Genomic DNA, 24,834 nt, shown 5'->3' on the forward strand with positions numbered 1-24,834 from the left:
ACGGCCGCGTCGACAGCATTGAGGGCGGCGAACACCGGATCCTCATGCCTGGTCACCACGATCGACGCCCTACTCGAACACTAGGTCGAACCACCGACATTTAGATTGAGTGAGCCAAGCGCTTCAATCCACCGGCCAGTCACCGCCAGCTTCGAACCTGACGCACCTACCCGACGGCGAGTCCTGATCTCCGGAGAGTGACGTGCGCAGCCCCTACCCCTGGGTCGCGTCATCCAAAAGACACCGGCACCGCGAACACCGGCGTTAGGGGTCAGAGGTGAACCGTGCGCGGATTGCGGCCACAATTTCGTCGGCCGCCTTCTCGGTCCCCGAAGCGGTGTCCACCCGCAGGACTGGCGCCTCCCACGGTTCATACTCCCGGTCCTGGACCTGTCTCCACGTCGGAACGATCAGCCCTTCCAAGTCCGACGTTCGCGCCTCAACTCTGCCACGGTGACACTCGACGTCGCGGCAAACGACTTCGACGTTCAGAGGTAACGCTCTAGCGCCGGTCGCTACATCCATCCAAGCGCGCCGAGTGATCTGCAGCGGGTTCACGCTATCGGCGATGACAATATGCCCGGCTCGCAACAGGTCAGCCGCGAGCCCGTACGCGACCCGGTAGCCCGCATCTGGGGCGCTGTCCCAACCGCCCGCCGCAGCAACAATTCCCGAATCAACCATCGCGGACTCGATCGTGTCGATCCGAAGATGCACCCCGCCAACGACACCACTCACCCTGCGAGCAACTGTGGTCTTTCCGACCCCAGGAAGCCCAGAAAGGATGACGAGCACACCAGATGCGGCCATCCCCGCATCCTAGGTTGGAATCCGGCCAGCGTTTCTTCAGTCACTTCAGGGCTTCGCCCCGATAGCCCACCCACGCCACGAAGTGCCACCCACCATGGATCCAGCCCAACCCACCTCGGCCAACGATGACCAGAAACCCCCACTGCCGACTCTTGACTCCGCTCAGGAACTCACAAGGCGGATCGCCTATGCGGCGGCCGCAGGCGGCCGGGTCGCCACATGAACGGTCAGTGTGACGCCTTCTCTGTCGGTGTACCCGCCGCGGCTACGCTACTTGCATGCGAGTCGCAGTTCTTGGAGCCAAAGGCAAGGTCGGTCAGACGATGGTCGCAGCGGTGCAGGCCGCCGACGATCTCACCCTGTCCGCGGAGGTGGATGCCGGCGATGCGCTCACCGAGCTGACGAGCAGCGGCACTGAGGTCGTGATCGACTTCACCCACCCGAGCGTCGTGATGGACAACTTGAAGTTCTTGATCGACAACGGGATTCATGCCGTCGTCGGCACCACTGGATTCACCGACGAGCGGCTGGCGCAAGTGCGGGAGTGGTTGGCGGCGAAGCCGGACGTGGCAGTGCTGATCGCGCCGAACTTCGCCATCGGCGCGGTGCTGTCGATGCAGTTCGCCAAGCAGGCGGCTCGCTTCTTCGAGTCCGTCGAGGTCATCGAACTGCACCATCCGCACAAGGCCGACGCCCCTTCGGGCACCGCCGCGCGCACGGCAAGGCTGATCGCGGAGGCTCGAAAAGGCTTGCCGCCCAGCCCCGATGCCACCAGCACGGGTATTGAAGGCGCCCGCGGTGCCGATGTCGACGGGGTGCGCGTGCACTCGGTGCGGTTGGCCGGCCTGATCGCGCACCAGGAAATCCTGTTCGGTACCGAGGGGGAGACCTTGACGATCCGCCACGACAGTCTGGACCGGACGTCGTTCGTGCCCGGTGTGCTGCTCGGGGTGCGCAAGGTGGCCGAGCGGCCGGGGCTGACAGTGGGTATCGAGCCTCTGCTCGACTTCTGATGAGCGCGTGCGCGAAGAGGCGACGGTTCTGATGAAAGCGGTTCGTGTCCAACTGCTGATCGGCCTCATGTGTGCGGCCATGCTCGGCTACTTCGTTCTGCTGGGTCGTGCCGCGGTGGTGATGATCTCCTCGGGCAAGGGTGCCGCGGTCGGGCTCGGTATTGCCGTGCTCATCCTGCCGTTCATCGGATTGTGGGCGATGGTGGCGACGTTGCGCGCAGGCTTCGCTCACCAGCGCCTGGCCCGGTTGGCCGCTGAGCAAGGGATGGACCTCGATGTCAGCGCACTGCCGAGGCGGGCGTCCGGTCGTATCGAGCGGCAAGCCGCCGATGCGCTGTTCGACACGGTGCGCACCGAACTCGACAACGATCCAGACAACTGGGTGCGCTGGTACCGGCTCGCCCGCGCCTACGACTATGCCGGTGACCGCAGCCGAGCGCGCGAAACCATGCGAAAGGCCGTCGCACTGCAGGAGGGCCGGTGAGAACTCTGCTGATCATTCACCACACGCCGTCCCCAGCGACCCATGAGATGTTCGAGGCGGTGCTCGCCGGTGCCACCGACCCGGAGATCGAGGGCGTGGAAGTGCTGCGCCGCCCGGCGCTCACTGTGTCGTCCGTCGAGATGCTGCAGGCCGACGGTTACCTGCTCGGTACGCCGGCCAATCTTGGTTACATGAGCGGTGCCTTGAAGCACGCCTTCGACCAGAGTTACTACCAGCTGCTCGACACCACCCGTGGTCGGCCCTTCGGTCTCTATATTCACGGCAATGAGGGCGCCGAAGGCGCTGAGCGTGGCGTCACCTCTATCACCACGGGGCTGGGCTGGGTCCGAGCTGCCGATCACGTGGTGGTCTCAGGCAAGCCCGGTAAGGCCGACCTGGAGTCCTGCTGGAACCTCGGCGCGACGCTGGCCGCGCAGCTGATGGGTTGAGTCGCGGGATCAGCTGCGATGACTTTCTGCACATCGCGACCTGGGTTCTGTTTCCCCGAGGCGTTGTCTGATCGCTGAGGTGTTCCCCGAACGGCGGCCCTCGGGCTCAGGCGAGGTCGCGGGCCACGCGCGCCCCAACCGCTCCGGCCAGAATGATCGCAGGGTGCGCGGCGGCCAGATAGAGCCCCGACACGCCCTCTGGCTTGCCCAGAAGAGGGCGCCCACCGCGCGGGACGGGACGGCCGGCCACTACCGCGCTGATCAGTTCGACCCGCTCACCACCGGAGAGCTGTTGTCGGATCGCATTCAGGGTGGGCTCGGCAAGTTCTCGAGCGTCGCCCCCGAATCCGAGCGGGACGTCCTCGGCCGCGATCAGCGTCGTGTCGTCCAGTTGCCGGAGCTCAAGATCTGGGGTGGAGAGGATCCCATTCACCAGCGGATGCGGCGTCGAGCAACGGATCAGGCAGCACGGTGAGGATTCGATCTCGGCCACGAGCCCGGCTGACGCTGCGAGCTCGGGGATCGCGGCACCTGCGGCGAGCACTGTGGTCGATCCATAGACCGGTCCATAAGGAGTCGCCACACCGGACACTCGCGTCCCCTCGGTGAGCAGCGAGAGCACAGAGTGCCCGGAATGCACCACGGCGCCGTGCTCCTGGGCACGTCGAAGGAGTGCCATAACGAAGGCGGCCGGATCAACTCCGGCGTCGTCCGACGCATACGCGGCGATCGTCGGGATCTTCCGTAGTCTCGGTTCACGAGCAAGGACCTCCTCCGCGCTCAGGAGCTCGAGCGGATGGCCCAGTAAGCGATGGGCGTTGTAGAACTCCCGCGTCGCCGCATCCGTCTTCTCCCACGTGATCGCGCCGCCGCGGCGCATACCGAAAGGCATAGCGAGATCACGCTGGAGACGGCCAAACTCTTCGGCAGCGCCCCGTCGAAATGGATCGGAGTAGGCCTCGGCCGAACTCTTTGCAAGGCCGACCCAGGCGAGAGAATTGCCGGTCACGCCACCGGCTGCGCAGTGCCGCTCCAACACCGTGACTCGGAGCCCGGCGCGTGCCAGGTGGTACGCGATCGAGGCACCGACGACGCCGGCACCGATCACCAGGATCGAGCCGTCATCTCGATCGTCTAATCGGGACATGTACGAGACGATATCCGGACCACCGTTCCGGCCTGTTGCTGTTTCGGTATCGGTATCGGTATCGCCTCTGCCGCAAGGGATCCTGATATCACCAGATCACGTCGCCGGCCCGCGCCTCCCGATGCTCGGCGTTGTCTGCACTGCGCACGGAACCCCGGGGATGTCTGGTATGGCACCGTGGACACGCTACGGTCATACCGGTGCTTGTGGACACGTAGAGGGGACACGTTATGGCCGGAGTCGCTGAATTCGCCCTTGGCGCCGCGCCGCTGGCCGGAGGCGCGCTGCTGGGTCTGGTCGCCGGCAATCTGCGCGGCCCCGATATCCGGGGGTTGATCAAGCAGGATATGGATCTGTTGGAGCGCATCCCGCCGGAGCAGGTTGAACGGCGAGCCGAACTGCAGCGGGTGATCGACCTGCGCATCGACGATATCGTCGCCTCCGTCGACAAGAATCGATCGCTGCTGGAGGTTGCGCAGTCCTACCGCGGCAACTGGCGCGATATCGTCGTTTTCGTCTGCGCGGTGCTGTTCACCATCGTCTGGTGGAACGTCAGCCACAGCAGGTCCAACTGGGAACTGATGTTCGTGGCGATGATCTTGCTGTCGATCGTCGCGGGCGTCTACGCCGGTCGCGGCATCTTCCGGGCAATCCGCACGATGCTGCGCCCGGACAAGAGTCAGTAGTGGTAGGTGTCGGACGGGGCGGCCACGTGCACCGGATCGTCTTCGAACTCCGACTTTTCGATGCCGTAGGCACGCGCGAGATCGAGGATCTTGTTGGCGCGGGCGATACGCGGTAGGTCCGAGCCGTTGCGGATCTCTCCGCCGTCGCGCTCGTATTCGGCGAAAAATTCTCTGGCCCAAGTGATTTCGTCCTGCGACGGGGACAGTCCTTCGTTGACCGCGGAGCACTGATCCGGGGAAAGGCAGATCTTGCCGGTCATCCCGAATTCGACGGAGACCGCCGACGCCTCGATGAGCTTCAGCGCGCTGGACCCGATGGTCGGCCCGTCGATCGCGCTCGGCAGATGCGCGGCCTTGGCTGCGATCGTGAACCGCGACCGTGCGTAGGCCAGCGTGGCCGGGTTGTCGCCGAACCCGGTATCGCGACGGAAGTCGCCGATTCCGAAGGCGAGCCGGAAGGTGCCCTTGGCCGCGGCGATCTCGGTGATGCGCTCGAGCCCTCGGGCTGTCTCGACGAGCGCCACGATGGGCACGCCAGGCAGACGTTTGGCGGTCTCGGTGATGTGGTCGACCGATTCGGCCATCGCCAGCATCACTCCGCCGACGGTGGAACCGGCCAGCGCATCGAGATCATCGGCCCACCAGGGGGTGCCGAATCCGTTGATCCGCACCCAATCGCTGTTGCCCGCACCCAGCCAGCGCGTCACGTTGTCGCGGGCAGTGACCTTGTCCTTGGGTGCGACGGCATCCTCGATGTCGAGGACGACGATGTCGGCGCGCGAACGCACCGCGGCGGCGAAACGATCTTCCTGCGCACCGTTGACCAGCAGCCAGCTACGGGCGAGAACCGGGTCGATTCGCGTCCCGGCTTCGGTGTGGTCAGGTTCGGCGGCGCTGGCCTGGTCATACATGCGCCTATGTTCTCAGGTGAGGTGCGCCCCGAAGAAATCGTTCATCGCGTTCCAGTGCCGCGCGGCCGCAGCCTCGTCGTATACCGCTTTGTGGTCGGTCACCGCGAACCCGTGGGCCGCGGGATAGAAGACGATCGTGTGCTCGACGCCGGCGGCCGTCAGCGCCTTGTCCAGGGTCTCGGCCGCCTCCGCGGTGAACGATGCGTCGTTTTCCGCGCCGGCCACGTAGACGGCGGCCTGGATCTTGTCCGCCAGCAGGTGCGGGCTGCCGGGGTCGTCGGACGCCAGGCCCCCACCGTGGAACGACATGGCTGCGGCGACGCGATCCGGGACCCGGCCTGCGACGACCAGCGAGGTCCGCCCGCCCATGCAGTACCCCGTCGTCCCGAACTTCTCGCCACTGACCTCGGGCCGCGCGGCCAGGTAGTCGAAGAAAGCCTCCGCGTCGCTGGTCATCTTGTCGGGGGTGACGCTGCCCATGAATGACATGACCCGCTTGCGTTCCTCCGGATCACTGAACGCGGTGTTCAGGTCGAACGGCGTCCACGGTGCATTGCGGTAGTAGATATCCGGTACCAGGACGGCGAAACCGTCGTCGGCCAACTTCTGGGCCATCGCGGTGAACGCTGGGCGCGGCCCGCCGGCGTCGGGGTACATGACAACCCCCGGCCAGGGGCCCGAGCCTTCCGGGGTCGCTAACGTTACGGAACAGGTGCCGTCGGGCGTGGTCACGGTGTCGGTGATGCTCGGCATGGCATCCGTTCTACTCCTCGCCGGTGCACGTAAACTGACGGCGTGCCGATCGACACTCCCTACGAGGACTTGTTACGCCTGGTGCTCGACTCCGGTACCCCGAAATCTGATCGCACCGGGACCGGTACCCGTAGCCTCTTCGGCCACCAGCTGCGTTACGACCTGGCAGCCGGCTTTCCCCTGATCACCACCAAAAAGGTGCACCTGAAGTCGGTCGTGTACGAGCTGCTGTGGTTCCTGCGCGGCGACTCCAACGTCCGCTGGCTGCAGGACCACGGTGTCACCATCTGGGATGAATGGGCCAGTGAGACAGGCGATCTGGGTCCGGTTTACGGCGTGCAGTGGCGGTCGTGGCCGACCCCGTCGGGTGAGCACATCGACCAGATCAGCGCTGCCTTGGAGCTGCTCAAGTCAGACCCGGATTCGCGTCGCAACATCGTCTCGGCGTGGAACGTCGGGGAGATTCCGCAGATGGCGTTGCCGCCGTGTCACGCGTTCTTCCAGTTCTACGTCGCCGACGGCCGGCTGAGCTGTCAGCTGTATCAGCGCAGCGCCGACCTGTTCCTCGGTGTTCCCTTCAACATCGCCAGCTACGCGTTGCTGACGCACATGATGGCTGCGCAGGCCGGTCTCGCTGTGGGGGAGTTCGTCTGGACCGGCGGTGACTGCCATGTCTACGACAACCACGTCGAGCAGGTGAACCTTCAGCTCAGCCGCGATCCCCGCCCATATCCGGAACTTGTTCTCGCGCATCGCGATTCGATCTTCGACTACGCCTACGAGGACATCGAGATCAAGAACTACGACCCGCACCCCGGCATCAAAGCACCTGTCGCGGTATGACGCTCAGTTTGATTTGGGCCCAGTCCTCCTCTGGTGTGATCGGCCGCGACAACACTATTCCCTGGCGCCTCCCCGAGGACATGGCGCGGTTCAAGGACTTCACCATGGGGCACACCGTGATCATGGGCCGGCTGACCTGGGAGTCGCTGCCGGCGAAGTTCCGGCCACTGCCGGGCCGCAGAAATGTCGTAGTGACCCGGCAAGCTGATTACATGGCTGACGGCGCAGAAGTGGTCCATTCGCTGCACGACGCTCCGCTCGACGACGCGTGGGTGATCGGCGGTTCGCAGATCTACGCGATGGCACTGCCGCTGGCCACCCGATGTGAGGTCACCGAGATCGATATCGACCTGCGTAGGGAGGACGACGACGCCCTGGCGCCGGTGCTCGACGAGGCGTGGGCGGGCACGGAGGGTGGCTGGCAGGACAGCACCGGTGGGCTGCGCTACCGGTTCTACAGCTACACACGTCGGTGAAGCTCACCGCGGACCAGGCGCGTCGCGTAGCCGTCGCGGCCCAGGGTTTCGCCGAGGCCAAGCCGAAAGGTGTCGTCGGCCGGTCGCATCTGCGGCGATTGATCTCGCGGATCCAGGTGTTGCAGCTCGATTCGGTGTCCGTCGCAGTGCGCGCACATTACGCGCCCGTGTTCAGCCGACTCGGGCCTTATGACCGTGCGGTACTGGAGCGTGCCGCATGGAGTCACAGCCCCAAATCGCCTCGCCTGCTGGTCGAGTACTGGGCCCACGAAGCCGCGCTGATGGCGGTCGAGGATTGGCCGCTGCTGCGCTGGCGGATGCGCGAATACCAAGGCGGTCGGTGGGGGACCGAAATAGTCAAGAACAACCCGCGCCTCCTCGACGACGTCGTGGCCGCGGTGACGGAGCTGGGGCCGAGCACCGCCGGGCAGATCGAGGCGCACCTGGCTACCGAACAGCGTGGGCGGAAAGGTCCATGGTGGGACCGCAGCGACACCAAATGGGTGGCCGAGGCGCTGTTCGCCGCCGGTGTACTGACCACCGCCACTCGGGTCGGCTTCGCCAGGCACTACGACTTGAGCGAGCGGGTGCTCCCGCCTGAGGTGCTGTCCCGCGAGATCGATGACGACGAGGCGATCCGCGAGTTGACGTTGCGCGCGGCGACCGCGCTCGGCGTGGGCACCGAGGCCGACATCCGTGACTACTTCCGACTCGGGGCAGGGCAGACCAAACCGGCCATCGCCAAGCTGATCGCCGACGGTGAGCTCGAGGCAGTCGAGGTCGACGGTTGGGCTGCACCGGGCTATCTGCGGGTCGGGCAGACGGTGCCGCGGTCCGACCGCGGGACGGCGCTGCTGTGCCCCTTCGACCCGCTGATTTTCTTCCGCGCCCGGATGGAGCGCGTCTTCGGTTTCCATTACCGCATCGAGATTTACACGCCCGAACCCAAGCGGCAGTTCGGCTACTACGTGTGGCCCTTCCTGCTGGACGGCAAGTTGGTCGGCCGGGTGGACATCAAAGCCGAGCGGGCGCGCTCAGACGGATCAACAGCCCTCCACGCGGTGGGTGCGTTCACCGAGGAGGGGGTGGACCGACGTCGCGTGGCGGAGGCGATGGCCACCGAACTACGCAGCATGGCGTCCTGGCTGGACCTGGCCGAGGTCACCGTGGGTGACCGTGGCGACCTGGTCAAGGAGTTGGCGCGGGCGCTGCGGTAGCACTGCTCACGCCTGGCTCTTCTCCTCGCTCAGTTCCGGTACGCCCCGGCCACGAAACACATTGACGCCGAACACAATCGCGCCGAGGACCAGCCACACCAGCCCGCCGATTTTGGCCGCGGGGTCGGCGTTGAACAGTACGTAGCCGATGATCACGAAGCCGAGGGTCGGAACCACCAGGTGCAGCAGGTAGTTCTTGGACTTCTGCTTCACCAGGTAGTACCAGATCACGGAGACGTGCAGCAGGCAGAAACCGAACAGTGCGCCGAAGTTGACCAGTGACGAGATCAGCCCGATCTGACCGACGAAGAACAAGACCAGCACGATGCTCAGTGCGCTGACGGTCAGCAGGGCCGCCTGTGGCACCTTTCTGGGACTGATCTTCGACAGGAAGGCCGGCAGCTGGCGGTCGCGGCTCATCGAGAACAGCAACCGGCTGGTGGCGGCCTGGGCGGCCATCGCATTGGCGAATCCGACAGCGAGGACGTTGACCGCGAAGAACGCGTTCATCCACCCGGTGTTCGATGCTGCCTGCACCAGGGTGAAGAACGCATTGCCCGCTTCGTCGTCGCTGAACGATTCGCGGCCGCCAGCGAGCAGACTGGCCAGCCAGGTCTGCGTCACGAACAGAAAGGCCACTACGAACAGCGCGATGATCATCGCCCGGCCCGCCGGATTGCGTTTACCGGTGGATTCCTCGGCGAGAGTGGAGATCCCGTCGAAGCCGAGGAAACTCAGCACGGCAATCGACAGGGCCGAGGCGATCAGCGGGGCACTGACCAGTTCTGGGTTCCAGATCGGCGTCGTGCTCCAGCCGACATTGGGCAGGCTCGCGCCGCTGATGGCCCGGACGGCGATGACGACAAAGATCACCACGAAAAGCAGTTCGACCGCCAGGAAGACGCGGTTGGCGATCTTCAGCGTGCCGACGCCGAGGAGGTTGATGATCGTGTTGACGATCACGAAGATGATGGCCCACAACCAGCGCGGGGTGCCCGGGAAGAGTCCGATCATGGATTCGGCGGCGAACACATAGAGCAACGTCGGGACCAGCAGGTAATCCAGCAGTATCGCCCAGCCCGCGAAAAATCCTGCGGCGGGGTGGATTCCGCGACCGACATAGGAGAACACCGACCCGGCCAGCGGAAAAGACTTCGCCATCTGCGAATAGGCCAACGCCGTGAACACCATCGCCACCAGCCCGATGACGTACACCAGCGGGACCATGCCCGACGCGCTGTTGTAGACGGTGCCGAAGATCGCCCACGGCGCGATCGGCACCATGAACACCAGCCCGTAGACGAGCAGGTCCAGTGTCGAGACGGAACGGTTGAGTTCCTGTTCGTAGCCGAATGATTCGAGTGTCGGTTGGCCGCCGGCAGCGGTCGACTCGGGTGATGCCATCTCAGATGTCCTCTCGGGGTGGGCTATTCGTGCGCCGCCAGGAATTCCGCGATGACGGCGCGGAACTCCTCGGGCTGCTCGAGGTGGGTGCAGTGGCTGGCGCCGGGAAACACGTGGCTGTGTGCGGCCGGGATCTGTTCGATGAAAGGCGCCCAGGTCGCCGGGGTGGCTTCGTCGAACTCTCCGGCGACCACCAGAGTGGGCGCCGTGATCTGCTGCAACCGGTCGATGACGCTCCAGCTTTGCAGCGTGCCGACGACGTGAAACTCGGTGGGACCGTTCATCGTGTAGTACACCGTCGGGTCTGCCAGCATTTGCTTTTCGGAGTCGACGAAATCCTGCGGCATCGGCTCGACGCGGCACACGTGGCGGCGGTAGAACACCTCGGTGGCCGCCGCATACTCGGGGTCGTCGAGGGTGTCGTTGGTCTCGTGCCGGTCGAGCGCGGCCCGGCTTTCCACGGGAAGCTGAGCACGCAGCTCGGCGGCGGCGGCCATCCACAGCGCCATCGAGGCGGGGGAGTTGCAAATTTCCAGCGATGCCAGCCCGGCGGGTTGCCGCACGGCGATTTCGGCGCCGAGCATCCCACCCCAGGACTGGCCCAGCAGGTGGTACTGCTCGATGCCCAGAGCCTCGCGGACAGTGTGGAATTCATCGACGAACAGCGATGGCACCCAGAAGTCGACGGGGGCCTCGGGCAGGTGGGTACTGCGACCGCAGCCGATCTGGTCGTAGTGGATGACCTGCCTGCCGGTCTCGTTGGCCAGAGCGGCGATGTTACGGACGTAGTCGTGTGCCATCCCGGGCCCGCCGTGCAGGACAAAGAGCGGCAGAGCGCCGGCGCGGGGAGAATCGGGGGTCGTGATCTGGACCCAGGTGTTGTTTCCACGGAACGGCACGAGGCGGGTTTGTTGCTGCACCCGATCAGCATGGGACCATAAAAGGTCTCGCAGCAAGACCATTTAACGCGATTTAACATGACTGTGACGACGGGAGGGACCGCGATGGCTCACATCGGCTCGCCGGCCGGGTTGCCGGTGCCGGCGGGTTTACTCGCCCGACAACTCGACTCACCGACGCGGGTCGACGAGATAGCCGACCGGTTGATCACCGCAATCGCCATCGGCGAGTACCTGCCCGGCACCCGACTACCCGTGGAACGAGAGCTGGCGCAGTCGCTAGGGGTCGGTCGGATGACGGTTCGGGCGGCGTTGGCCCGGCTCGTCGAGCAAGGACTCCTGGAGACCCGCCGCGGGCGGGGCGGGGGCTCCTACGTCGTAGACCAATGGTCGGCATCCTCGACAGGGGCGGTCGTTCGCACGCTGGGTACGCAGATGGGCGAACTACGGGACCGGTGCGACGCGATCTGCCGGTTACAGGGGTCGGTGGCCCGCGCCGCGGCGGAGTGCCGGACCGAAGCTGATGTGCGACTGCTGCGTGCGCGGTTCGAGGATTACCGCACCGCGGCGACGGGCCTGGCTGCACAACAGGCGGACAGCCAGTTCCACCTCGCGATCATGGACGCCGCCCACAACGACGTGCTCAAGCAGGTGCTGCTCGACCTCAAGTCGACGGTCAGCATCGGTGCGCCGGCTCATCTGTGGGGAGATCCGTCGACGATGCGCAGCAGGGAGCTGCGCGCCCTGGGCGACCATTCCGCTCTGGTCGACGCGATCGCCGACGGCCGTGGTGACGACGCCGACGCGCTGTCCCGTGCTCACGGGGCGATCGACTTCGAGGTGATCGTCGAGGCGATTCAGCGCGCGAACACGCGCGCTGAGCATCGTGCGCGCTGAAGGCCCGCACACTTGCGTGCATTCCCTGGGCATGGTCGCCGATGTTCGAGACGAACCGGGGCGATTGTGAGTTCCATTGTGTGACAAGGTCATTGAGGGCACCTGCAGATTCACCTGTCCAGCCCGCCACCGCAGAGGAGATCCTCGTGTTCGCCCTGGCGTGGCTGGTCTCCAGATCGTCACCGTGGCCGGTGACCTTGGTAGCGCACTGTGCGAGGGCGTCAGGATCTACGGAGAAAGTCGATGCGTGGCCCGAGGCGACTCAGGCCCGTTGCGAATGCTCGGTAATTCACCTCATCGGTCCGAATTGCCGAACTGTAGTTGTAGGTGCACGCGATAGCCACCACTCCATCATTCGTCGGGGTGATTTGGAGGACGTGGTTGCGCTAGGTGCCGAACCACCCAGCTATCGGGGAATCTGTCTCCGGTCACAGCGAGTCCTGGCCTGCTGGCGTGGTGAACGGTTGGTTGGGATCGACTGCCTTGGCGAAACCGGGATACAGGTACCGGTCGTCGCCTGTCACCCAGGCCAGCAGGTAGGACTCCATATGCGCCCGTACCGGTACCGCGGGCCCTTCGGTCAGATCGATGCCTGGTTCAGCGCTCCAGGCCATGCTGAAATCGTTCAACTCGGAGTGGTCAGTAACTGCTGAGAACACCGCGTGGATAGCGTCGGCGTCCCATTTGTCCAGATCCGCCAGTGACATGCCCACGGTCAGCGTCCCACCCGATCGTCAATCGAACAGTCTCCTGCCCCCGCAGGCGAGATTCTGGCACCGATGGTGACTCTGATCAGTTCAGCTGTGCCGCCCAACGCCGCGACGTGCTGATGCGGCCGGTCACGTTAGGCTCCACGAGTGGCCGAGACGGCGCCGCTGCGCGTGCAACTGATCGCCAGGACCGAGTTCCTGGCACCGCCTGATGTGCCGTGGAGCACGGACGGCGACGGCGGGGAGGCGCTGGTCGAGTTCGCCGGTCGCGCCTGCTATCAGAGCTGGTCCAAGCCCAATCCGCGCACCGCCACCAATGCCGGCTACATCGACCACATCATTGACGTCGGACATTTCTCCGTGCTCGAGCACGCGTCGGTGTCCTTCTACATCACGGGAATCTCCCGGTCCTGCACGCACGAGCTGATCCGTCACCGGCACTTTTCCTATTCGCAGCTGTCGCAGCGTTACGTGCCCGCCGACGACGCCGAAGTGGTGTTGCCACCCGGCTTCGAGGACGACTCTGAGCTGCAGGAACTCTTCCTGGCCGCCGCCGACGCCAGTCGCTCGGCGTACTTCGAACTGCTGACCAAGCTCGAAGCGAAGTTGGCCGATGTGCCGAATGCGACGCTGCGCCGTAAGCAGGCGCGGCAGGCAGCGCGGGCTGTGCTGCCCAACGCGACCGAGACACGCATCGTGGTCACCGGCAACTATCGGGCCTGGCGGCATTTCATCGCGATGCGCGCCAGCGAACACGCCGACGTGGAAATCCGCCGACTCGCGATCGCCTGCCTGCGGGAACTGACAGGCGTGGCGCCCGCGGTATTCGCCGATTTCGAGATCAACACGATGGCCGACGGTAGTGAAGTGGCGACCAGTCCACTGGCGACCGAAGCCTGAGCCGAGGAACGAGGCGAGGGCTTGCGGGTGCAATAGAGACAGCGACCGAGGCTTAAGCGCTTGGACTCGCGCGGTAACCTTGGGCGCGTGAGTACCAGCGGATTCGACGCCCCAGCACGCCTGGGCACCGTCTTGACGGCCATGGTCACGCCGTTCCACCCGGACGGCTCGCTGGATACAGCCATGGCGAAGAAGGTGGCCAACCATCTCGTCGACTCCGGCTGCGACGGCCTTGTGGTGTCGGGCACCACCGGCGAATCGCCGACCACCACCGATGATGAGAAGCGCGAACTGCTCGCCGCCGTTTTGGATGCCGTCGGCGACCGCGCCCGCGTCATCGCCGGTGCGGGCACCTACGACACTGCGCACAGCGTTCACTTGGCGAAGGCCGCCGCCGCCGAAGGCGCACACGGCCTGCTGGTGGTGACGCCCTACTACTCGCGGCCATCCCAGGCCGGCCTGCTCGCCCATTTCACCACCGTCGCTGACGCTACCGACCTGCCGGTGGTGCTCTACGACATCCCGCCGCGCTCAGTGGTGCCTATCGAGTTCGACACCATCCGGTCCCTGGCCGAGCATCCCAACATCGTCGGCATCAAAGACGCGAAGGGCGACCTGCACGGCGGCGGGCGGATCATCGCCGAGACCGGAATGGTCTACTACTCGGGCGATGACGCGCTGAATCTGCCCTGGCTGGCGATGGGTGCGATCGGATTCATCAGCGTCTGGGGGCATCTCGCCGCCGGCGCACTGCGAGATATGTTGTCGGCATTCGACTCCGGTGATCTGGCGACGGCGCGGAAGATCAACGGCGCCCTTGCGCCCCTCAATGAGGCGCAGACCCGCCTCGGTGGGGTAACCCTGGCGAAAGCGGGGTTGCGGTTGCAGGGCATCGACGTCGGTGATCCGCGGCTTCCCCAGCTACCCGCGACCGAGGCTCAGGCCGACGCGCTGGCCGCGGATTTGCGGGCAGCCGCGGTGCTCCGGTGAGCATCGAGCTCGTCCCGCCGGGGCCGCTGGCTCCCGGCGGGATCCGGGTGACCGCATTAGGCGGCATCAGCGAAATCGGCCGCAATATGACCGTTTTCGAGCATCTTGGTCGACTGCTGATCATCGACTGCGGGGTGCTGTTCCCGGGGCACGACGAACCCGGTGTCGACTTGATCCTGCCGGACCTGCGTCATGTCGAGGACCGGCTCGACGACATCGAGGCGCTAGTTCTCACCCACGCCCATGAGGACCACATCGGGGCGATCCCGCACCTACTCAAGCTGCGTTCCGACATCCCGGTTGTCGGGTCCAAGTTCACGCTGGCGCTCGTCGAGGCCAAATGCCGCGAGCACCGGATCAAGCCGAAGTTCGTGGAAATCGCCGAAGGCCAGAGCAGCAATCACGGCGTCTTCGATTGCGAATACTTCGCCGTCAACCACTCGATTCCGGATGCGGTGGCGATCGCCGTCTACGCGGGTGGTCAGACCATCCTGCACACCGGCGACGTCAAGCTCGACCAGCTGCCCCTCGATGGCCGACCGACCGACCTGCCTGGGATGTCGCGGCTCGGTGATGCTGGTGTGGATCTGTTCATGTGCGATTCCACCAACGCCGAGATCCCCGGAGTGGGCCCGTCCGAGAGCGAGATCGGCCCTAATCTGCATCGGCTGATCCGTTCGGCCGAGGGGCGCGTCATCGTGGCCTGCTTCGCCTCGAATGTCGCTCGCGTGCAACAGATCATCGATGCGTCGGTCGCATTGGGTCGCAAGGTGTCCTTCGTCGGGCGTTCGATGGTGCGCAACATGGGGATCGCCAAGGAACTCGGCTTTCTCACCGTCGCCGATGACGACGTGATCGATATCGGTGCCGCTGAACTGCTGCCCGCCGACCGCGTCACCCTGGTCACCACCGGTACCCAGGGGGAGCCGATGGCCGCGCTGTCGCGGATGTCGCGCGGTGAGCACCGCAGTATCACGCTGACCGACGGCGACCTGATCATCCTGTCCTCGTCGCAGATTCCGGGGAACGAAGAGGCGATCTTCGGTGTCATCGACGCGCTGGCCAAGATCGGCGCCCGCGTCGTCACCAATCAGCAGGTTCGCATCCACGTCTCCGGCCACGCCTATGCCGGGGAATTACTGTTTCTCTATAACGGGGTTCGCCCGCGCAACGTGATGCCTGTGCACGGGACCTGGCGGCATCTGCGTGCAAACGCCGCGTTGGCGGTGCAATCCGGTGTGCCGGCGGAGAACATCGCGCTGGCAGAGAACGGGGTCAGCGTCGACCTGGTTGGCGGTAAGGTGTCGATCGCCGGAGCCGTGCCGGTGGGCAAGATGTTCGTCGACGGTCTGGTGACGGGCGATGTCGGTGACGCCACCCTGGGCGAGCGCCTCGTGCTGTCGTCGGGCTTCATTGCCGTCACCGTGGTGGTGCATCGCGGTACCGGGAAGCTGGCTGCTCCGCCGCTGTTGCATTCCCGCGGCTTCTCGGAGGATCCGAAAGCTCTGGAACCCGCCGCCCAGCGGGTCGGGGCCGACCTGGAAAAGCTTGCGGCCGAACGGGTTACCGATGTCGCACGGATCGCGCAGGCTGCCCGCCGGGCCGTCGGCAAGTGGGTCGGTGAGGCATATCGTCGCCAGCCGATGATCGTCCCGACCGTGATCGAAGTCGACTGACGATTACCAGGTGACCGGCAGCTCCGTGACGCCGTAAATCTCTTTGTTGTTCAGGAAGCTCAGCTGCTGGGCCGGAACCGCCAATCGCAGCCCGGGCAGTCGGCGCGCCAAAGTGGTTAAAGTGACCTGCATTTCGACGCGGGCGAGGTTCGCCCCCAGGCATTGGTGCACGCCGAAGCCGAAGCCGAGATGCCCGCGGGTACCGCGAGTGCTGTCGAACAACTCGGGCCGCTCGACGAATGCCCCGTCATAGTTCCCGGCCGGCAGGTTCATCAGCACTGTCTCGCCGGCCCGGATCAGCTGGCCACCGATGGTCAGGTCTTCGGTGGCCACCCGGTCGATCAGGCTGTGCACGATCGTCAGATATCGCATCAACTCCTCGACCACCGCGGCGACAACCGTCGGGTCATCGGTGTTGCGCAGTCGGTCGAACTCGTCCGGATGATCAAGCAGCGCAAGGGTGCCCAGTGAGATCATGTTCGCCGTCGTCTCATGCCCGGCGGCGAGCATGATCACCCCGTTCATTGCGGCGGTCTCCCGGCTCAGCTGACCGGTGGCGACGTAGTCGGTGATCAACCTGCTCATCATGTCGTCCCCGGGTTCGCGCTCTTTGCGCGCCACCAGTTCGGTCATATACGTGAACAGCGCCAGGCTGGACTCCGCCTTCTGCTGCTCGGTGGCACTCGAATCGAGACTGGTGCTGCTCGCGCGCTGGAAGAAGTCGTGGTCCTGGTACGGCACGCCCAGTAGCAGGCAGATCACCAGCGAGGGCACCGGCAGCGCGAACGAGCGCACCAGGTCGGCAGGCGGTCCCGCGGCGATCATGTCGTCGAGAAATCGATCGACCAGCTCCTGGATCTGCGGTCTCATCGTTTCTGCGCGCCGGAAGGTGAAGTCCCTCGCCATCATTCGGCGCAGGCGATTGTGCTCGGGATCGTCGAGACGCGGGAAGATCGACGGGCTGCTCTGGTCGGCGGTCGTTTCGACGCTGTAGGCCATGGTGTTCGCGGACAGGCGCGGGTCGACCAGGGCATCCCTGATATCGGCGTAGCGGCTGATCATCCATACTTTTTTGCCCTGCCACAGTGCCTGCTGCAGGCCGTCGGATTCTCGCCACACCGCGAATTCGGCGGGGGGTGCCAGTGGGCAGCCCGCGGCGCGCGGAGCGGGGATGATCGGTAGGGCCGCAATCGGAGTGGGGTGGGTCATGGGCGCTCCTCAAGATGACGCTCGTGAGCTAATCGACAGTCGACTGTCACTTCTCTGAGCGTAAGTTCGGATGAACTGGCAGTCAACTGTCAGTTAGGCTGGCGTCGTGGAAAACGGGCAAGGTCGGCAACTGCGCACTGATGCCGCTCGCAATGCCGACCGCATCCTGCGCGCTGCCTACGAGGTGTACAGCGAGCTCGGTCCCGATGCGCCCCTCGATGCCATCGCTCGCCGTGCCGGAGTGGGGGAGCGAACGCTTTACCGCAGATTTCCCAGCAGGGCGGGCTTGGTGCGGGCTGTCCTGGATCAGCGGATTGCCGAGGGGTTCGCCCCCGCGATCGCGCAATCGTTGTCCACGAGCGACCCGCTGCAAGCGCTCTCCGAATTGATCGAGACAGCAACATCGTTCGGCGTCAGCGAGCATAATCTGCTCGCAGCGGCCCGGCGGTTCGATGCGTTGGCCGACGTCTCCGCGAATCTGGAAGCTGCCTTGGCCGAGTTGACCGGGCGGGCCCAACGGGCCGGACTTCTGCGTGCTGATCTGGTGGCCGACGACCTGACCCGGATCGTCATAATGCTCAACAGCGTGTTGTGGACGATGGATCCTGGCAGTGACGGCTGGCGTCGCTACGTCGCGCTCTTTCTCGATGCGATCTCCACCGGCGAGCGTCGGCCACTGCCCGCGGCCGTCCCGCTGCGGTACGCGGCCGCCTCGGAGAGTTGGCCCTTGTGAACGCCGGCTTCACCGGGTCCGGGGTCAGCGCCTGTTGACGTATCCGTCGTCGATCGGCAGCGTGACGCCGGAAATATGGCGGCCCGCATCGGAGACCAGCCAGGCCACCGTGTTGGCGATGTCCTCGGCTTCGACGGTCTCCATCTGGATGGAACTGGCGCCGCCTTCGTTGTTGGCCATGGCCTCCAGCCATGTACGGGTGAACTCGTTCTCCACCATCGGTGTCCGGACCCCGCCCGGATGGATGGAGTTCACTCGAATGTTCAGCGATCCGAGCAGATTGGCATAGACCCGCATCAATCCGACCAGGCCGTGTTTGGCGGCGGCATAACCGATGGAACCGGCCTGGGGTGCGGCCAAACCCACTAGTCCGGCGACCGAGCTTGTCAACACGATGGCTCCACCATTGCCGGCCTTGATCATCGGACGCATTCCCACGTCGACGGTGTGATAGACGCCGGTGAGGTTGACGTCGATCACGTCCTGCCACGCGTCCTCACCCGCCATCGGGGCGATGCCGGCGTTGGCGATGATGATGTCGAGACGGCCGAATTCGTCGACACCCTGTTTCAGTGCGGTCTTGAGCGCCGCGCGATCCCGAACGTCGGCCTGGTTCGCGACGATTCGTGCACCGGTGTCCTCGACCAGTTTCACCGTTGCGGCGAGATCGTCGGGCGTTGCCATCGGGTAGGGCACGGAGGCGATTTGGTCGCACAGGTCCACCGCGATGATGTCGGCGCCTTCGGAGGCCAATTTGACGGCGTGCGCGCGGCCCTGCCCGCGGGCGGCACCGGTGATGAAGGCGACTTTTCCCGTCAGTGATCCCATCTCAGTGGACGAGTTGACCCTTGGCGGGATCGCCGGCCGGAACCGGTTGCAGCATCTTGATATCCGGTGCTCCGTCGAGCAGGGGGCCGATCTCGCCGAACATGGCGGTGACTGCGGGTGCGGTGCTGTGGGTCTTCAGTGCGTCGGCGTCAGCCCACTGCTCGACGAACACGAATGTGCCGTCGGCCTGGTGCAGTGTGTACAACTGGCAGCCCGGCTCGTCATGGACGGCTTCGATCGCCCGCTTACACGCCTCACGCACGGCCTCGACGGACTCCGGCTTGGCCTTCATGGTGGCGACGACAACTACGGGCATGGGGAGAGCTCCTTCGGACGCTTCGCTGAGTCGGGTGCGGCGTGGATCACATTACCGAGCATCCTGTGACGCGAGCGGGCCACTGCCTAATGCCAGATCAAGTGAGGTACTGCTCCTCGTCGATGCGCCCTCAGAACGATGTATCGCAACCGAACTGTGACCAGTGTGGCTAATGGTGAAACTGTGACTGTTGCGACTAGTCTTACCCCCATGGCAAGTAAGACCGCCGCGCGCTCAGGAGCACGTTCGGGCAGCTCAAAGGCCCGGACACCCGCGAAGCGCCCTGCCGCGCCCCGGAAAAAGCCCGCGAAGGCCGCCCCGCGGCGCACCGGATCGCCGATCGCGTCTGCGGGCGTTGCCGTCGGCCGCGCTTCACGCGCCAGTTGGCTGATGTTGGCCAGGGGAGCGGGTAAGACAGCCCGGTCGGTCGGGCGCGCGCACGATATCGATCCCGGCCACCGTCGCGACGGTATAGCGCTGGCGCTACTCGGGGTCGGGGTGGTCATCGCTGCGAGTTCCTGGTTCGACGCGGCTCGTCCGGTCGGAGAATGGATCGACGGGGCGCTACGCAGCTTTGTCGGCGCCGGTGTCGTTTTGCTACCCATCCTGATCGCGGTGATCGCGGTGACGTTGATGCGGACCGAACCCAATCCGGAGAGCCGGCCGAGGCTGATCCTGGGTACCGCGATGATCGCGCTGCCCGCACTCGGGTTGTGGCATATGTGCAGCGGGTCGCCGGAGTCGCCGGTCGGTCGACAGCACGCGGCCGGCTTCGTCGGATTCGCGATCGGCGGCCCGCTGGCTGACGGTCTCAGCGTATGGATCGCCGCCCCACTGTTGTTCATCGCGGCGTTGTTCGGCGTGCTGCTCCTGACCGGGACGACCATCCGCGAGGTGCCGGAAACGTTGCGGACGATGTTCAGCACCGGAATGCTGCGCCGCGAATCCGACGATGATTACGACGATTACGATTACGACGACGAATCCCCCGACATTGCGGCGGGCGACGACTTCTCCGACGGTTACTACGACGACCCGATTTCCTATGGCGATGACGAGCCGCCGGTCTGGCCCGGTGGCACACCGCAGCAGAACTACCCGCTCGACGAAGATCTGCAGCTCCATGACGCGCCAACGATCCCGGAGCCGGCCGCGGAGCGGAAACCCAAGCGTCGCATCCCGAAAGCCGATGCGGTCCCGGTAGCCAAACCGGCAGCACCGAAGGAGGACACCCTTTCACTCGACCGCGTCGTCGAAGGACCGTACGTTCTGCCGTCGTTGGAACTGCTCGTCGCCGGCGATCCGCCCAAGCTGCGCAGTGCGGCAAACGACAAGATGGTCGAAACCATCCAGTCGGTACTGCAGCAGTTCAAAGTCGATGCGGTCGTAACCGGCTGCACCCGCGGCCCGACCGTCACCCGCTATGAGGTGGAGCTCGGACCCGGCGTCAAGGTCGAGAAAATCACTGCGCTGCAAAAGAACATCGCCTACGCGGTGGCAACCGAGAGTGTTCGGATGCTCGCTCCGATCCCCGGCAAGTCCGCCGTCGGTATCGAGGTACCCAACACCGATCGCGAGATGGTTCGCCTGTCGGATGTGCTGACCGCGCCGAGCACCCGCCGCGACCATCACCCGCTGGTCATCGGACTAGGCAAAGACATTGAGGGCGACTTCATCTCGGCGAACCTGGCCAAGATGCCCCACCTGCTGGTCGCCGGTTCGACCGGTTCCGGCAAGTCCAGCTTCGTCAACTCGATGCTGGTGTCGATCCTGGCGCGCGCCACCCCGGATGAGGTCAGGATGATCCTGATCGATCCCAAGATGGTGGAACTCACACCCTACGAGGGCATTCCGCACCTCATCACCCCGATCGTCACGCAGCCCAAGAAGGCCGCGGCCGCGCTGGCGTGGTTGGTCGAGGAGATGGAACAGCGCTACCAGGACATGCAGGCCAATCGCGTGCGCCACATCGATGTGTTCAACGAGAAGGTGCGCTCCGGTGAGATCACCGCGCCGTTGGGCAGCGAGCGCGTCTACAAGCCGTACCCCTACATTCTGGCGATCGTCGACGAGCTCGCCGACCTGATGATGACGGCACCGCGCGACGTCGAGGACGCGATCGTGCGCATCACCCAAAAGGCCCGCGCCGCCGGCATCCACCTGGTGTTGGCAACGCAGCGCCCATCCGTCGACGTGGTGACGGGCCTGATCAAGACCAACGTGCCGTCGCGTTTGGCGTTCGCGACCTCGTCGCTGACCGACAGCCGCGTCATCCTCGACCAGGCGGGCGCTGAGAAGCTGATCGGCATGGGCGACGGCCTGTTTCTGCCGATGGGCGCCAACAAGCCGATCCGGTTGCAGGGCGCCTACATCTCCGACGAGGAGATCCAGGCGGTAGTCGAGGCCACCAAGGCACAGGCTGAGCCGGAGTACTTCGAGGGTGTGACCGCGGCGAAGCCAGGTGGCGAGCGCACCGACGTCGACCCCGATATCGGCGACGATATGGATGTCTTCCTGCAGGCCGTCGAATTGGTGGTGTCGTCGCAGTTCGGGTCGACCTCCATGCTGCAGCGCAAGCTGCGGGTCGGGTTCGCCAAAGCGGGTCGGCTGATGGACCTGATGGAGACCCGTCAGATCGTCGGCCCCTCGGAGGGATCGAAGGCGCGCGAGGTGCTGGTCAAACCCGACGAGCTGGCCGGGACGTTGATGCTGATCCGTGGCGGCTCAGATGCCTCAGGGGCCAACGGCGGCGACGGGGAGCCCGATTTCTAGCCGTTGAGTGAGCGCTCAGGTCGCACATTTCGCGTCGGTGTGGAGCCTGAGCGCTCACTCAACCTGCGGCACAGCCAAGTCGGGATTCCCAGGCGCGGTGTACGCGGCCGATGATGTCAGCGCGTCGGTGATCGGCGAGGACTCGGATGACAATCCATCCCCTTGAGGCCAGGTATTCCAGCCGGACGACATCGCCGTAATAGCGTGCCCGGTCGGTCCGATGCTGCTCGCCGTCGTACTCGACGGCGAGCATGAGGTCGGGCCACCCCATATCCAGGTAGTACCACCGGCCCTCTGGCCGCGCGACCGCAATCTGTGTGTGGGGCGGAGGGAAGCCGGCGCCGATCAGGTCCAACCGAAGATAGGTCTCCCGCGGCGACTGAGCCCCGCCGTCGACGCTGTCCAGTCGGTCCGCCACGTGCCGCAATCCCCGAAGGTGCGGATGACGTCCAGCTATCGCGAATACCTCGCCGGTGGATAAGCGGGTCGCGTTGGCCAACGCATCGACGTCAGCGATCGCGCGGCGTCGGGGTCCGCGGCGCGACAGGTCGAATGCGGTCCTGGCCACCGTGGTCACCGGCAGCCCACCTCGGCGGCCGATCTCGCCGGCCGGCAGCGATTCGCGGCGCGTGATGATCCCGCGCGGACTCCGGTTGTTTCCGAAGTTCAGTTCGACCGGGACATCTGGATCAACCCATCGCGAGCCGTGCAGCGCCGCAGCAGCCTGACCGGTAACGATCGCAAGGCGACCAGACCACAACCAGGCGGCGACGGTACGGTCTTGCAAACTGAGCGGTCCGACCGGTGCGTAGACGTCGGGAAATACGCGCTGAAACTTCCGGCCGAGTTGATATCGGTTTACCTGCCCTGCCGCCAGCGCTTCACTGCCTCGGAAGACCCGCTTCACGCCCGGGAACGCTGCCAGTTCGAGTGGCTGCGGGTGCACACTCATGCACAACGCCGTTGAGTGAGCGCTGAGGTCCTAGTTCTAGCTCACATGTCGCGCGTGAGCGCTCAGTCGACTTCAGATCGTCACAGGATGCGCAGCATTCGGGAATTTCCCAGGATGTTGGGCTTCACGTACGACAAGTCGAGGAACTCGGCGACACCGATGTCATACGAGCGGCACATCTCCTCGTAGACCTCGGCGGTCACCGGGGTGCCGTCGATCTCGGTGAACCCGTGTCTGCCGAAGAACTCCGTCTCGAAGGTCAACACGAACAGGCGCTGAAGCTCCAGCTCGCGGGCGACGTCGAGCAGCTTGGCGACAATCGCATGCCCCACCCCGTGCCCTTTGACCTTCGGGTCTACCGCGACAGTGCGCACTTCGCCTAGATCGGCCCACAGCACGTGCAGCGCCCCGCAGCCGATGATCTCGCCGCGATAGTCGGCGACCCAGAATTCCTGGACCGCCTCATACAGCGTGACCAGGTTCTTTTCCAAGAGGATCTTGCCGGCGTAGGTGTCGACCAGACGCTTGATCGCCGGCACATCGGACGTGCGTGCGCGCCGCACCACCGGCTGTTCGACCTGTTCACCTACGCCCGTAGTCACGGCTGCACAGTATCGGCTGTGAGGCCGTCCAGTGCCAACCGATATTCTGTTGCGGTGACGGGATCCTCAGAAACACCGGGGACGACTCCACCCGCGGTTCCCCCCGTCTCCGTCTACAACCTGGCCAACGCGCTGACCGCGTTGCGATTGATCCTGGTCCCTGTGTTCCTGCTCGCCCTGTTCGCCGGCGACGGGCACGAAACTGCCAGCCGCGTCACTGCTTTCGCCGTCTTCGCCGTCGCGGTCATCACGGATCGGTTCGACGGCCAGCTGGCCCGCAACTACGGCATGGTCACCGAGTTCGGGAAGCTCGCGGACCCGATCGCCGACAAGATGCTGATCGGTGCGGCCCTGATCGGCCTGTCCATGCTCGGCGACCTGCCCTGGTGGGTCACTGTGCTGATCCTGGTCCGCGAACTCGGTGTCACTGTGCTGCGCTTCGCGGTACTGCGCAACGGCGTCATCGCCGCCAGCCGCGGTGGCAAGCTCAAAACCCTGGTCCAAGCCGTGGCCATCGGCCTGTTCATCCTGCCGCTGGCCGGTATCTGGCTGACCGTCGCGTGGGTGGTGATGGCACTGGCCATCGTGTTGACGGTGTTCACCGGCGCCGAATACGTCGTCTCGGCGGTGAGGGATTCGCGTGGACGACCCGCTGGTCAGTGACGAGGCGCGCAGCCTGGTCGCCGAGCTGACGGTGCGTCGGCAGACCGTGGCGACGGCTGAGTCGTTGACCGCGGGACTGCTGGCGGCGACGTTGGCCGGGGTACCGGGTGCCAGCGCGGTGTTGCTCGGTGGACTGGTGACTTACACCGAGGCCACCAAGATCACGCTTGCCGGTGTTGCGCCCGACCTGCTGGCCGCTGTCGGTCCGATAGCCGCACCGACAGCGCGGGCGCTGGCGGTCGGCGCGCAGCAACGTTGCAAGGCCAGCTGGGGCGTCGGCCTCACTGGTGCGGCAGGGCCGGAACCCCATGGCGGGCACCCCGTCGGCACGGTCTTCCTCGGTGTGGCGGGTCCGCCGGAGAGCAAGATCGCCGAGGTGGTTGAGCTGCATCTGAGCGGCTCACGCTGGGACATCCGGCGCGCGGCGGTGCAGGAGGCAATCGTTCGGCTGCGCGCACTGGTGGCCGCGAACTGAATCAGTTCGCCGACTGGGA

27 protein-coding genes and 1 pseudogene are annotated in these 24,834 nt (G+C 65.3%); 15 read left to right on the forward strand and 13 right to left on the reverse strand.

Going from position 1 to position 24,834, the window contains the following annotated elements; translation table 11 throughout:
* Positions 1 to 264: 264 nt before the first annotated feature.
* Complete coding sequence (locus H7J73_RS33880) at positions 265 to 810, reverse strand: P-loop nucleotide/nucleoside kinase family protein (RefSeq protein WP_353962007.1); 546 nt, start codon at positions 808 to 810, stop codon at positions 265 to 267.
* A 278-nt stretch (positions 811 to 1,088) separates the two neighbouring features.
* Here H7J73_RS33880 and dapB point away from each other — a divergent pair, with 278 nt between their 5' ends.
* From dapB to H7J73_RS22920, 3 genes are read left to right on the forward strand one after another with little or no spacing between them, the layout of a single operon-like run.
* The gene (gene dapB / locus H7J73_RS22910; protein ID WP_264070010.1) at positions 1,089 to 1,823 is read left to right on the forward strand and encodes a 4-hydroxy-tetrahydrodipicolinate reductase; all 735 of its coding nucleotides are present in this window, start codon (positions 1,089 to 1,091) and stop codon (positions 1,821 to 1,823) included.
* A gap of 31 nt (positions 1,824 to 1,854) precedes the next feature.
* Positions 1,855 to 2,307, forward strand: a complete 453-nt coding sequence (locus H7J73_RS22915; protein WP_264070011.1) for a hypothetical protein — start codon at positions 1,855 to 1,857, stop codon at positions 2,305 to 2,307.
* A complete protein-coding gene (locus H7J73_RS22920) occupies positions 2,304 to 2,756 on the forward strand; it encodes a flavodoxin family protein (protein ID WP_264070012.1) in 453 nt (150 codons plus the stop codon). Before H7J73_RS22915 ends, H7J73_RS22920 begins: the two co-directional genes overlap by 4 nt.
* Positions 2,757 to 2,862: 106 nt before the next feature.
* Here H7J73_RS22920 and H7J73_RS22925 read toward each other — a convergent pair whose 3' ends face one another.
* The gene (locus H7J73_RS22925) at positions 2,863 to 3,903 is read right to left on the reverse strand and encodes an NAD(P)/FAD-dependent oxidoreductase (protein WP_264070013.1); all 1,041 of its coding nucleotides are present in this window, start codon (positions 3,901 to 3,903) and stop codon (positions 2,863 to 2,865) included.
* A 230-nt stretch (positions 3,904 to 4,133) separates the two neighbouring features.
* Here H7J73_RS22925 and H7J73_RS22930 point away from each other — a divergent pair, with 230 nt between their 5' ends.
* Positions 4,134 to 4,589: a hypothetical protein gene (locus H7J73_RS22930; RefSeq protein WP_264070015.1), complete on the forward strand. Its 456-nt coding sequence runs from the start codon at positions 4,134 to 4,136 to the stop codon at positions 4,587 to 4,589.
* On the opposite strand, the gene H7J73_RS22935 is transcribed toward H7J73_RS22930, so the two are convergent.
* Both H7J73_RS22935 and H7J73_RS22940 read right to left on the reverse strand, forming a co-directional pair.
* On the reverse strand, positions 4,583 to 5,500 hold the full coding sequence (locus tag H7J73_RS22935; RefSeq protein WP_264070016.1) for an HpcH/HpaI aldolase/citrate lyase family protein: 918 nt from the start codon (positions 5,498 to 5,500) through the stop codon (positions 4,583 to 4,585). The two genes, H7J73_RS22930 and H7J73_RS22935, sit on opposite strands and share 7 nt — an antisense overlap.
* A 12-nt stretch (positions 5,501 to 5,512) precedes the next feature.
* Positions 5,513 to 6,253: an alpha/beta fold hydrolase gene (locus H7J73_RS22940; RefSeq protein WP_264070017.1), complete on the reverse strand. Its 741-nt coding sequence runs from the start codon at positions 6,251 to 6,253 to the stop codon at positions 5,513 to 5,515.
* A 42-nt stretch (positions 6,254 to 6,295) separates the two neighbouring features.
* Here H7J73_RS22940 and H7J73_RS22945 point away from each other — a divergent pair, with 42 nt between their 5' ends.
* From H7J73_RS22945 to H7J73_RS22955, 3 genes are read left to right on the forward strand one after another with little or no spacing between them, the layout of a single operon-like run.
* Entirely contained in the window at positions 6,296 to 7,096 is an 801-nt protein-coding gene (locus tag H7J73_RS22945; protein ID WP_264070018.1) for a thymidylate synthase, read from the forward strand.
* Complete coding sequence (locus tag H7J73_RS22950; RefSeq protein WP_264070019.1) at positions 7,093 to 7,572, forward strand: dihydrofolate reductase; 480 nt, start codon at positions 7,093 to 7,095, stop codon at positions 7,570 to 7,572. Before H7J73_RS22945 ends, H7J73_RS22950 begins: the two co-directional genes overlap by 4 nt.
* Positions 7,569 to 8,789 carry a winged helix-turn-helix domain-containing protein gene (locus H7J73_RS22955; RefSeq protein WP_264070020.1) on the forward strand — a complete coding sequence of 407 codons (1,221 nt, stop codon included), beginning with the start codon at positions 7,569 to 7,571 and terminating at the stop codon, positions 8,787 to 8,789. Before H7J73_RS22950 ends, H7J73_RS22955 begins: the two co-directional genes overlap by 4 nt.
* A gap of 6 nt (positions 8,790 to 8,795) precedes the next feature.
* Here H7J73_RS22955 and H7J73_RS22960 read toward each other — a convergent pair whose 3' ends face one another.
* Both H7J73_RS22960 and H7J73_RS22965 read right to left on the reverse strand, forming a co-directional pair.
* Positions 8,796 to 10,193: an APC family permease gene (locus H7J73_RS22960; protein WP_264070021.1), complete on the reverse strand. Its 1,398-nt coding sequence runs from the start codon at positions 10,191 to 10,193 to the stop codon at positions 8,796 to 8,798.
* Between the two features lie 23 nt (positions 10,194 to 10,216).
* A complete protein-coding gene (locus H7J73_RS22965; protein WP_264070022.1) occupies positions 10,217 to 11,113 on the reverse strand; it encodes a proline iminopeptidase-family hydrolase in 897 nt (298 codons plus the stop codon).
* Between the two features lie 84 nt (positions 11,114 to 11,197).
* Between H7J73_RS22965 and H7J73_RS22970 the strand changes: the two genes are divergently transcribed.
* Positions 11,198 to 11,989: a FadR/GntR family transcriptional regulator gene (locus H7J73_RS22970; protein WP_264070023.1), complete on the forward strand. Its 792-nt coding sequence runs from the start codon at positions 11,198 to 11,200 to the stop codon at positions 11,987 to 11,989.
* Positions 11,990 to 12,035: 46 nt separating this feature from the next.
* Here the strand turns inward: H7J73_RS22970 and H7J73_RS33885 are convergent.
* Both H7J73_RS33885 and H7J73_RS22975 read right to left on the reverse strand, forming a co-directional pair.
* Positions 12,036 to 12,167: pseudogene (locus H7J73_RS33885) on the reverse strand (hypothetical protein); the annotation flags it as partial.
* A 250-nt stretch (positions 12,168 to 12,417) separates the two neighbouring features.
* The gene (locus H7J73_RS22975; RefSeq protein WP_264070024.1) at positions 12,418 to 12,702 is read right to left on the reverse strand and encodes a hypothetical protein; all 285 of its coding nucleotides are present in this window, start codon (positions 12,700 to 12,702) and stop codon (positions 12,418 to 12,420) included.
* 144 nt (positions 12,703 to 12,846) lie between these two features.
* Between H7J73_RS22975 and thyX the strand changes: the two genes are divergently transcribed.
* The 3 genes from thyX (at position 12,847) to H7J73_RS22990 (ending at position 16,265) form a co-directional block, all read left to right on the forward strand.
* A complete protein-coding gene (gene thyX, locus H7J73_RS22980; protein WP_264070025.1) occupies positions 12,847 to 13,599 on the forward strand; it encodes an FAD-dependent thymidylate synthase in 753 nt (250 codons plus the stop codon).
* 141 nt (positions 13,600 to 13,740) lie between these two features.
* Positions 13,741 to 14,589, forward strand: coding sequence for a 4-hydroxy-tetrahydrodipicolinate synthase (gene dapA / locus H7J73_RS22985; protein ID WP_264070133.1), 849 nt, complete (start codon positions 13,741 to 13,743; stop codon positions 14,587 to 14,589).
* On the forward strand, positions 14,586 to 16,265 hold the full coding sequence (locus H7J73_RS22990; RefSeq protein ID WP_264070026.1) for a ribonuclease J: 1,680 nt from the start codon (positions 14,586 to 14,588) through the stop codon (positions 16,263 to 16,265). Before dapA ends, H7J73_RS22990 begins: the two co-directional genes overlap by 4 nt.
* A gap of 3 nt (positions 16,266 to 16,268) precedes the next feature.
* On the opposite strand, the gene H7J73_RS22995 is transcribed toward H7J73_RS22990, so the two are convergent.
* Entirely contained in the window at positions 16,269 to 17,474 is a 1,206-nt protein-coding gene (locus H7J73_RS22995) for a cytochrome P450 (RefSeq protein WP_264070027.1), read from the reverse strand.
* A 106-nt stretch (positions 17,475 to 17,580) separates the two neighbouring features.
* Between H7J73_RS22995 and H7J73_RS23000 the strand changes: the two genes are divergently transcribed.
* Positions 17,581 to 18,207, forward strand: coding sequence for a TetR/AcrR family transcriptional regulator (locus H7J73_RS23000; RefSeq protein WP_264070028.1), 627 nt, complete (start codon positions 17,581 to 17,583; stop codon positions 18,205 to 18,207).
* Between the two features lie 24 nt (positions 18,208 to 18,231).
* Here the strand turns inward: H7J73_RS23000 and H7J73_RS23005 are convergent, their stop codons facing one another.
* Positions 18,232 to 19,035 (reverse strand): mycofactocin-coupled SDR family oxidoreductase, encoded by an 804-nt coding sequence (locus tag H7J73_RS23005; RefSeq protein WP_264070029.1) that lies wholly within the window; start codon positions 19,033 to 19,035, stop codon positions 18,232 to 18,234.
* A 1-nt stretch (position 19,036) separates the two neighbouring features.
* Positions 19,037 to 19,351: a putative quinol monooxygenase gene (locus tag H7J73_RS23010; protein WP_264070030.1), complete on the reverse strand. Its 315-nt coding sequence runs from the start codon at positions 19,349 to 19,351 to the stop codon at positions 19,037 to 19,039.
* Between the two features lie 210 nt (positions 19,352 to 19,561).
* On the opposite strand from H7J73_RS23010, the gene H7J73_RS23015 reads away from it, so the two are divergent.
* Complete coding sequence (locus tag H7J73_RS23015) at positions 19,562 to 22,123, forward strand: FtsK/SpoIIIE family DNA translocase (RefSeq protein ID WP_264070031.1); 2,562 nt, start codon at positions 19,562 to 19,564, stop codon at positions 22,121 to 22,123.
* A gap of 58 nt (positions 22,124 to 22,181) precedes the next feature.
* Here H7J73_RS23015 and H7J73_RS23020 read toward each other — a convergent pair whose 3' ends face one another.
* Positions 22,182 to 23,075, reverse strand: a complete 894-nt coding sequence (locus H7J73_RS23020; protein ID WP_264070032.1) for an endonuclease domain-containing protein — start codon at positions 23,073 to 23,075, stop codon at positions 22,182 to 22,184.
* An 80-nt stretch (positions 23,076 to 23,155) separates the two neighbouring features.
* On the reverse strand, positions 23,156 to 23,677 hold the full coding sequence (locus H7J73_RS23025) for an amino-acid N-acetyltransferase (protein ID WP_264070033.1): 522 nt from the start codon (positions 23,675 to 23,677) through the stop codon (positions 23,156 to 23,158).
* A 54-nt stretch (positions 23,678 to 23,731) separates the two neighbouring features.
* On the opposite strand from H7J73_RS23025, the gene pgsA reads away from it, so the two are divergent.
* Positions 23,732 to 24,340, forward strand: a complete 609-nt coding sequence (pgsA, locus tag H7J73_RS23030; RefSeq protein WP_264070034.1) for a CDP-diacylglycerol--glycerol-3-phosphate 3-phosphatidyltransferase — start codon at positions 23,732 to 23,734, stop codon at positions 24,338 to 24,340.
* Positions 24,318 to 24,815 (forward strand): CinA family protein, encoded by a 498-nt coding sequence (locus tag H7J73_RS23035; protein ID WP_264070035.1) that lies wholly within the window; start codon positions 24,318 to 24,320, stop codon positions 24,813 to 24,815. Before pgsA ends, H7J73_RS23035 begins: the two co-directional genes overlap by 23 nt.
* The last annotated feature ends 19 nt before the right edge of the window (positions 24,816 to 24,834 follow it).

This window comes from Mycolicibacterium komossense (assembly GCF_025822605.1).
GTDB classification, from domain to species: Bacteria; Actinomycetota; Actinomycetes; order Mycobacteriales; family Mycobacteriaceae; genus Mycobacterium; species Mycobacterium komossense.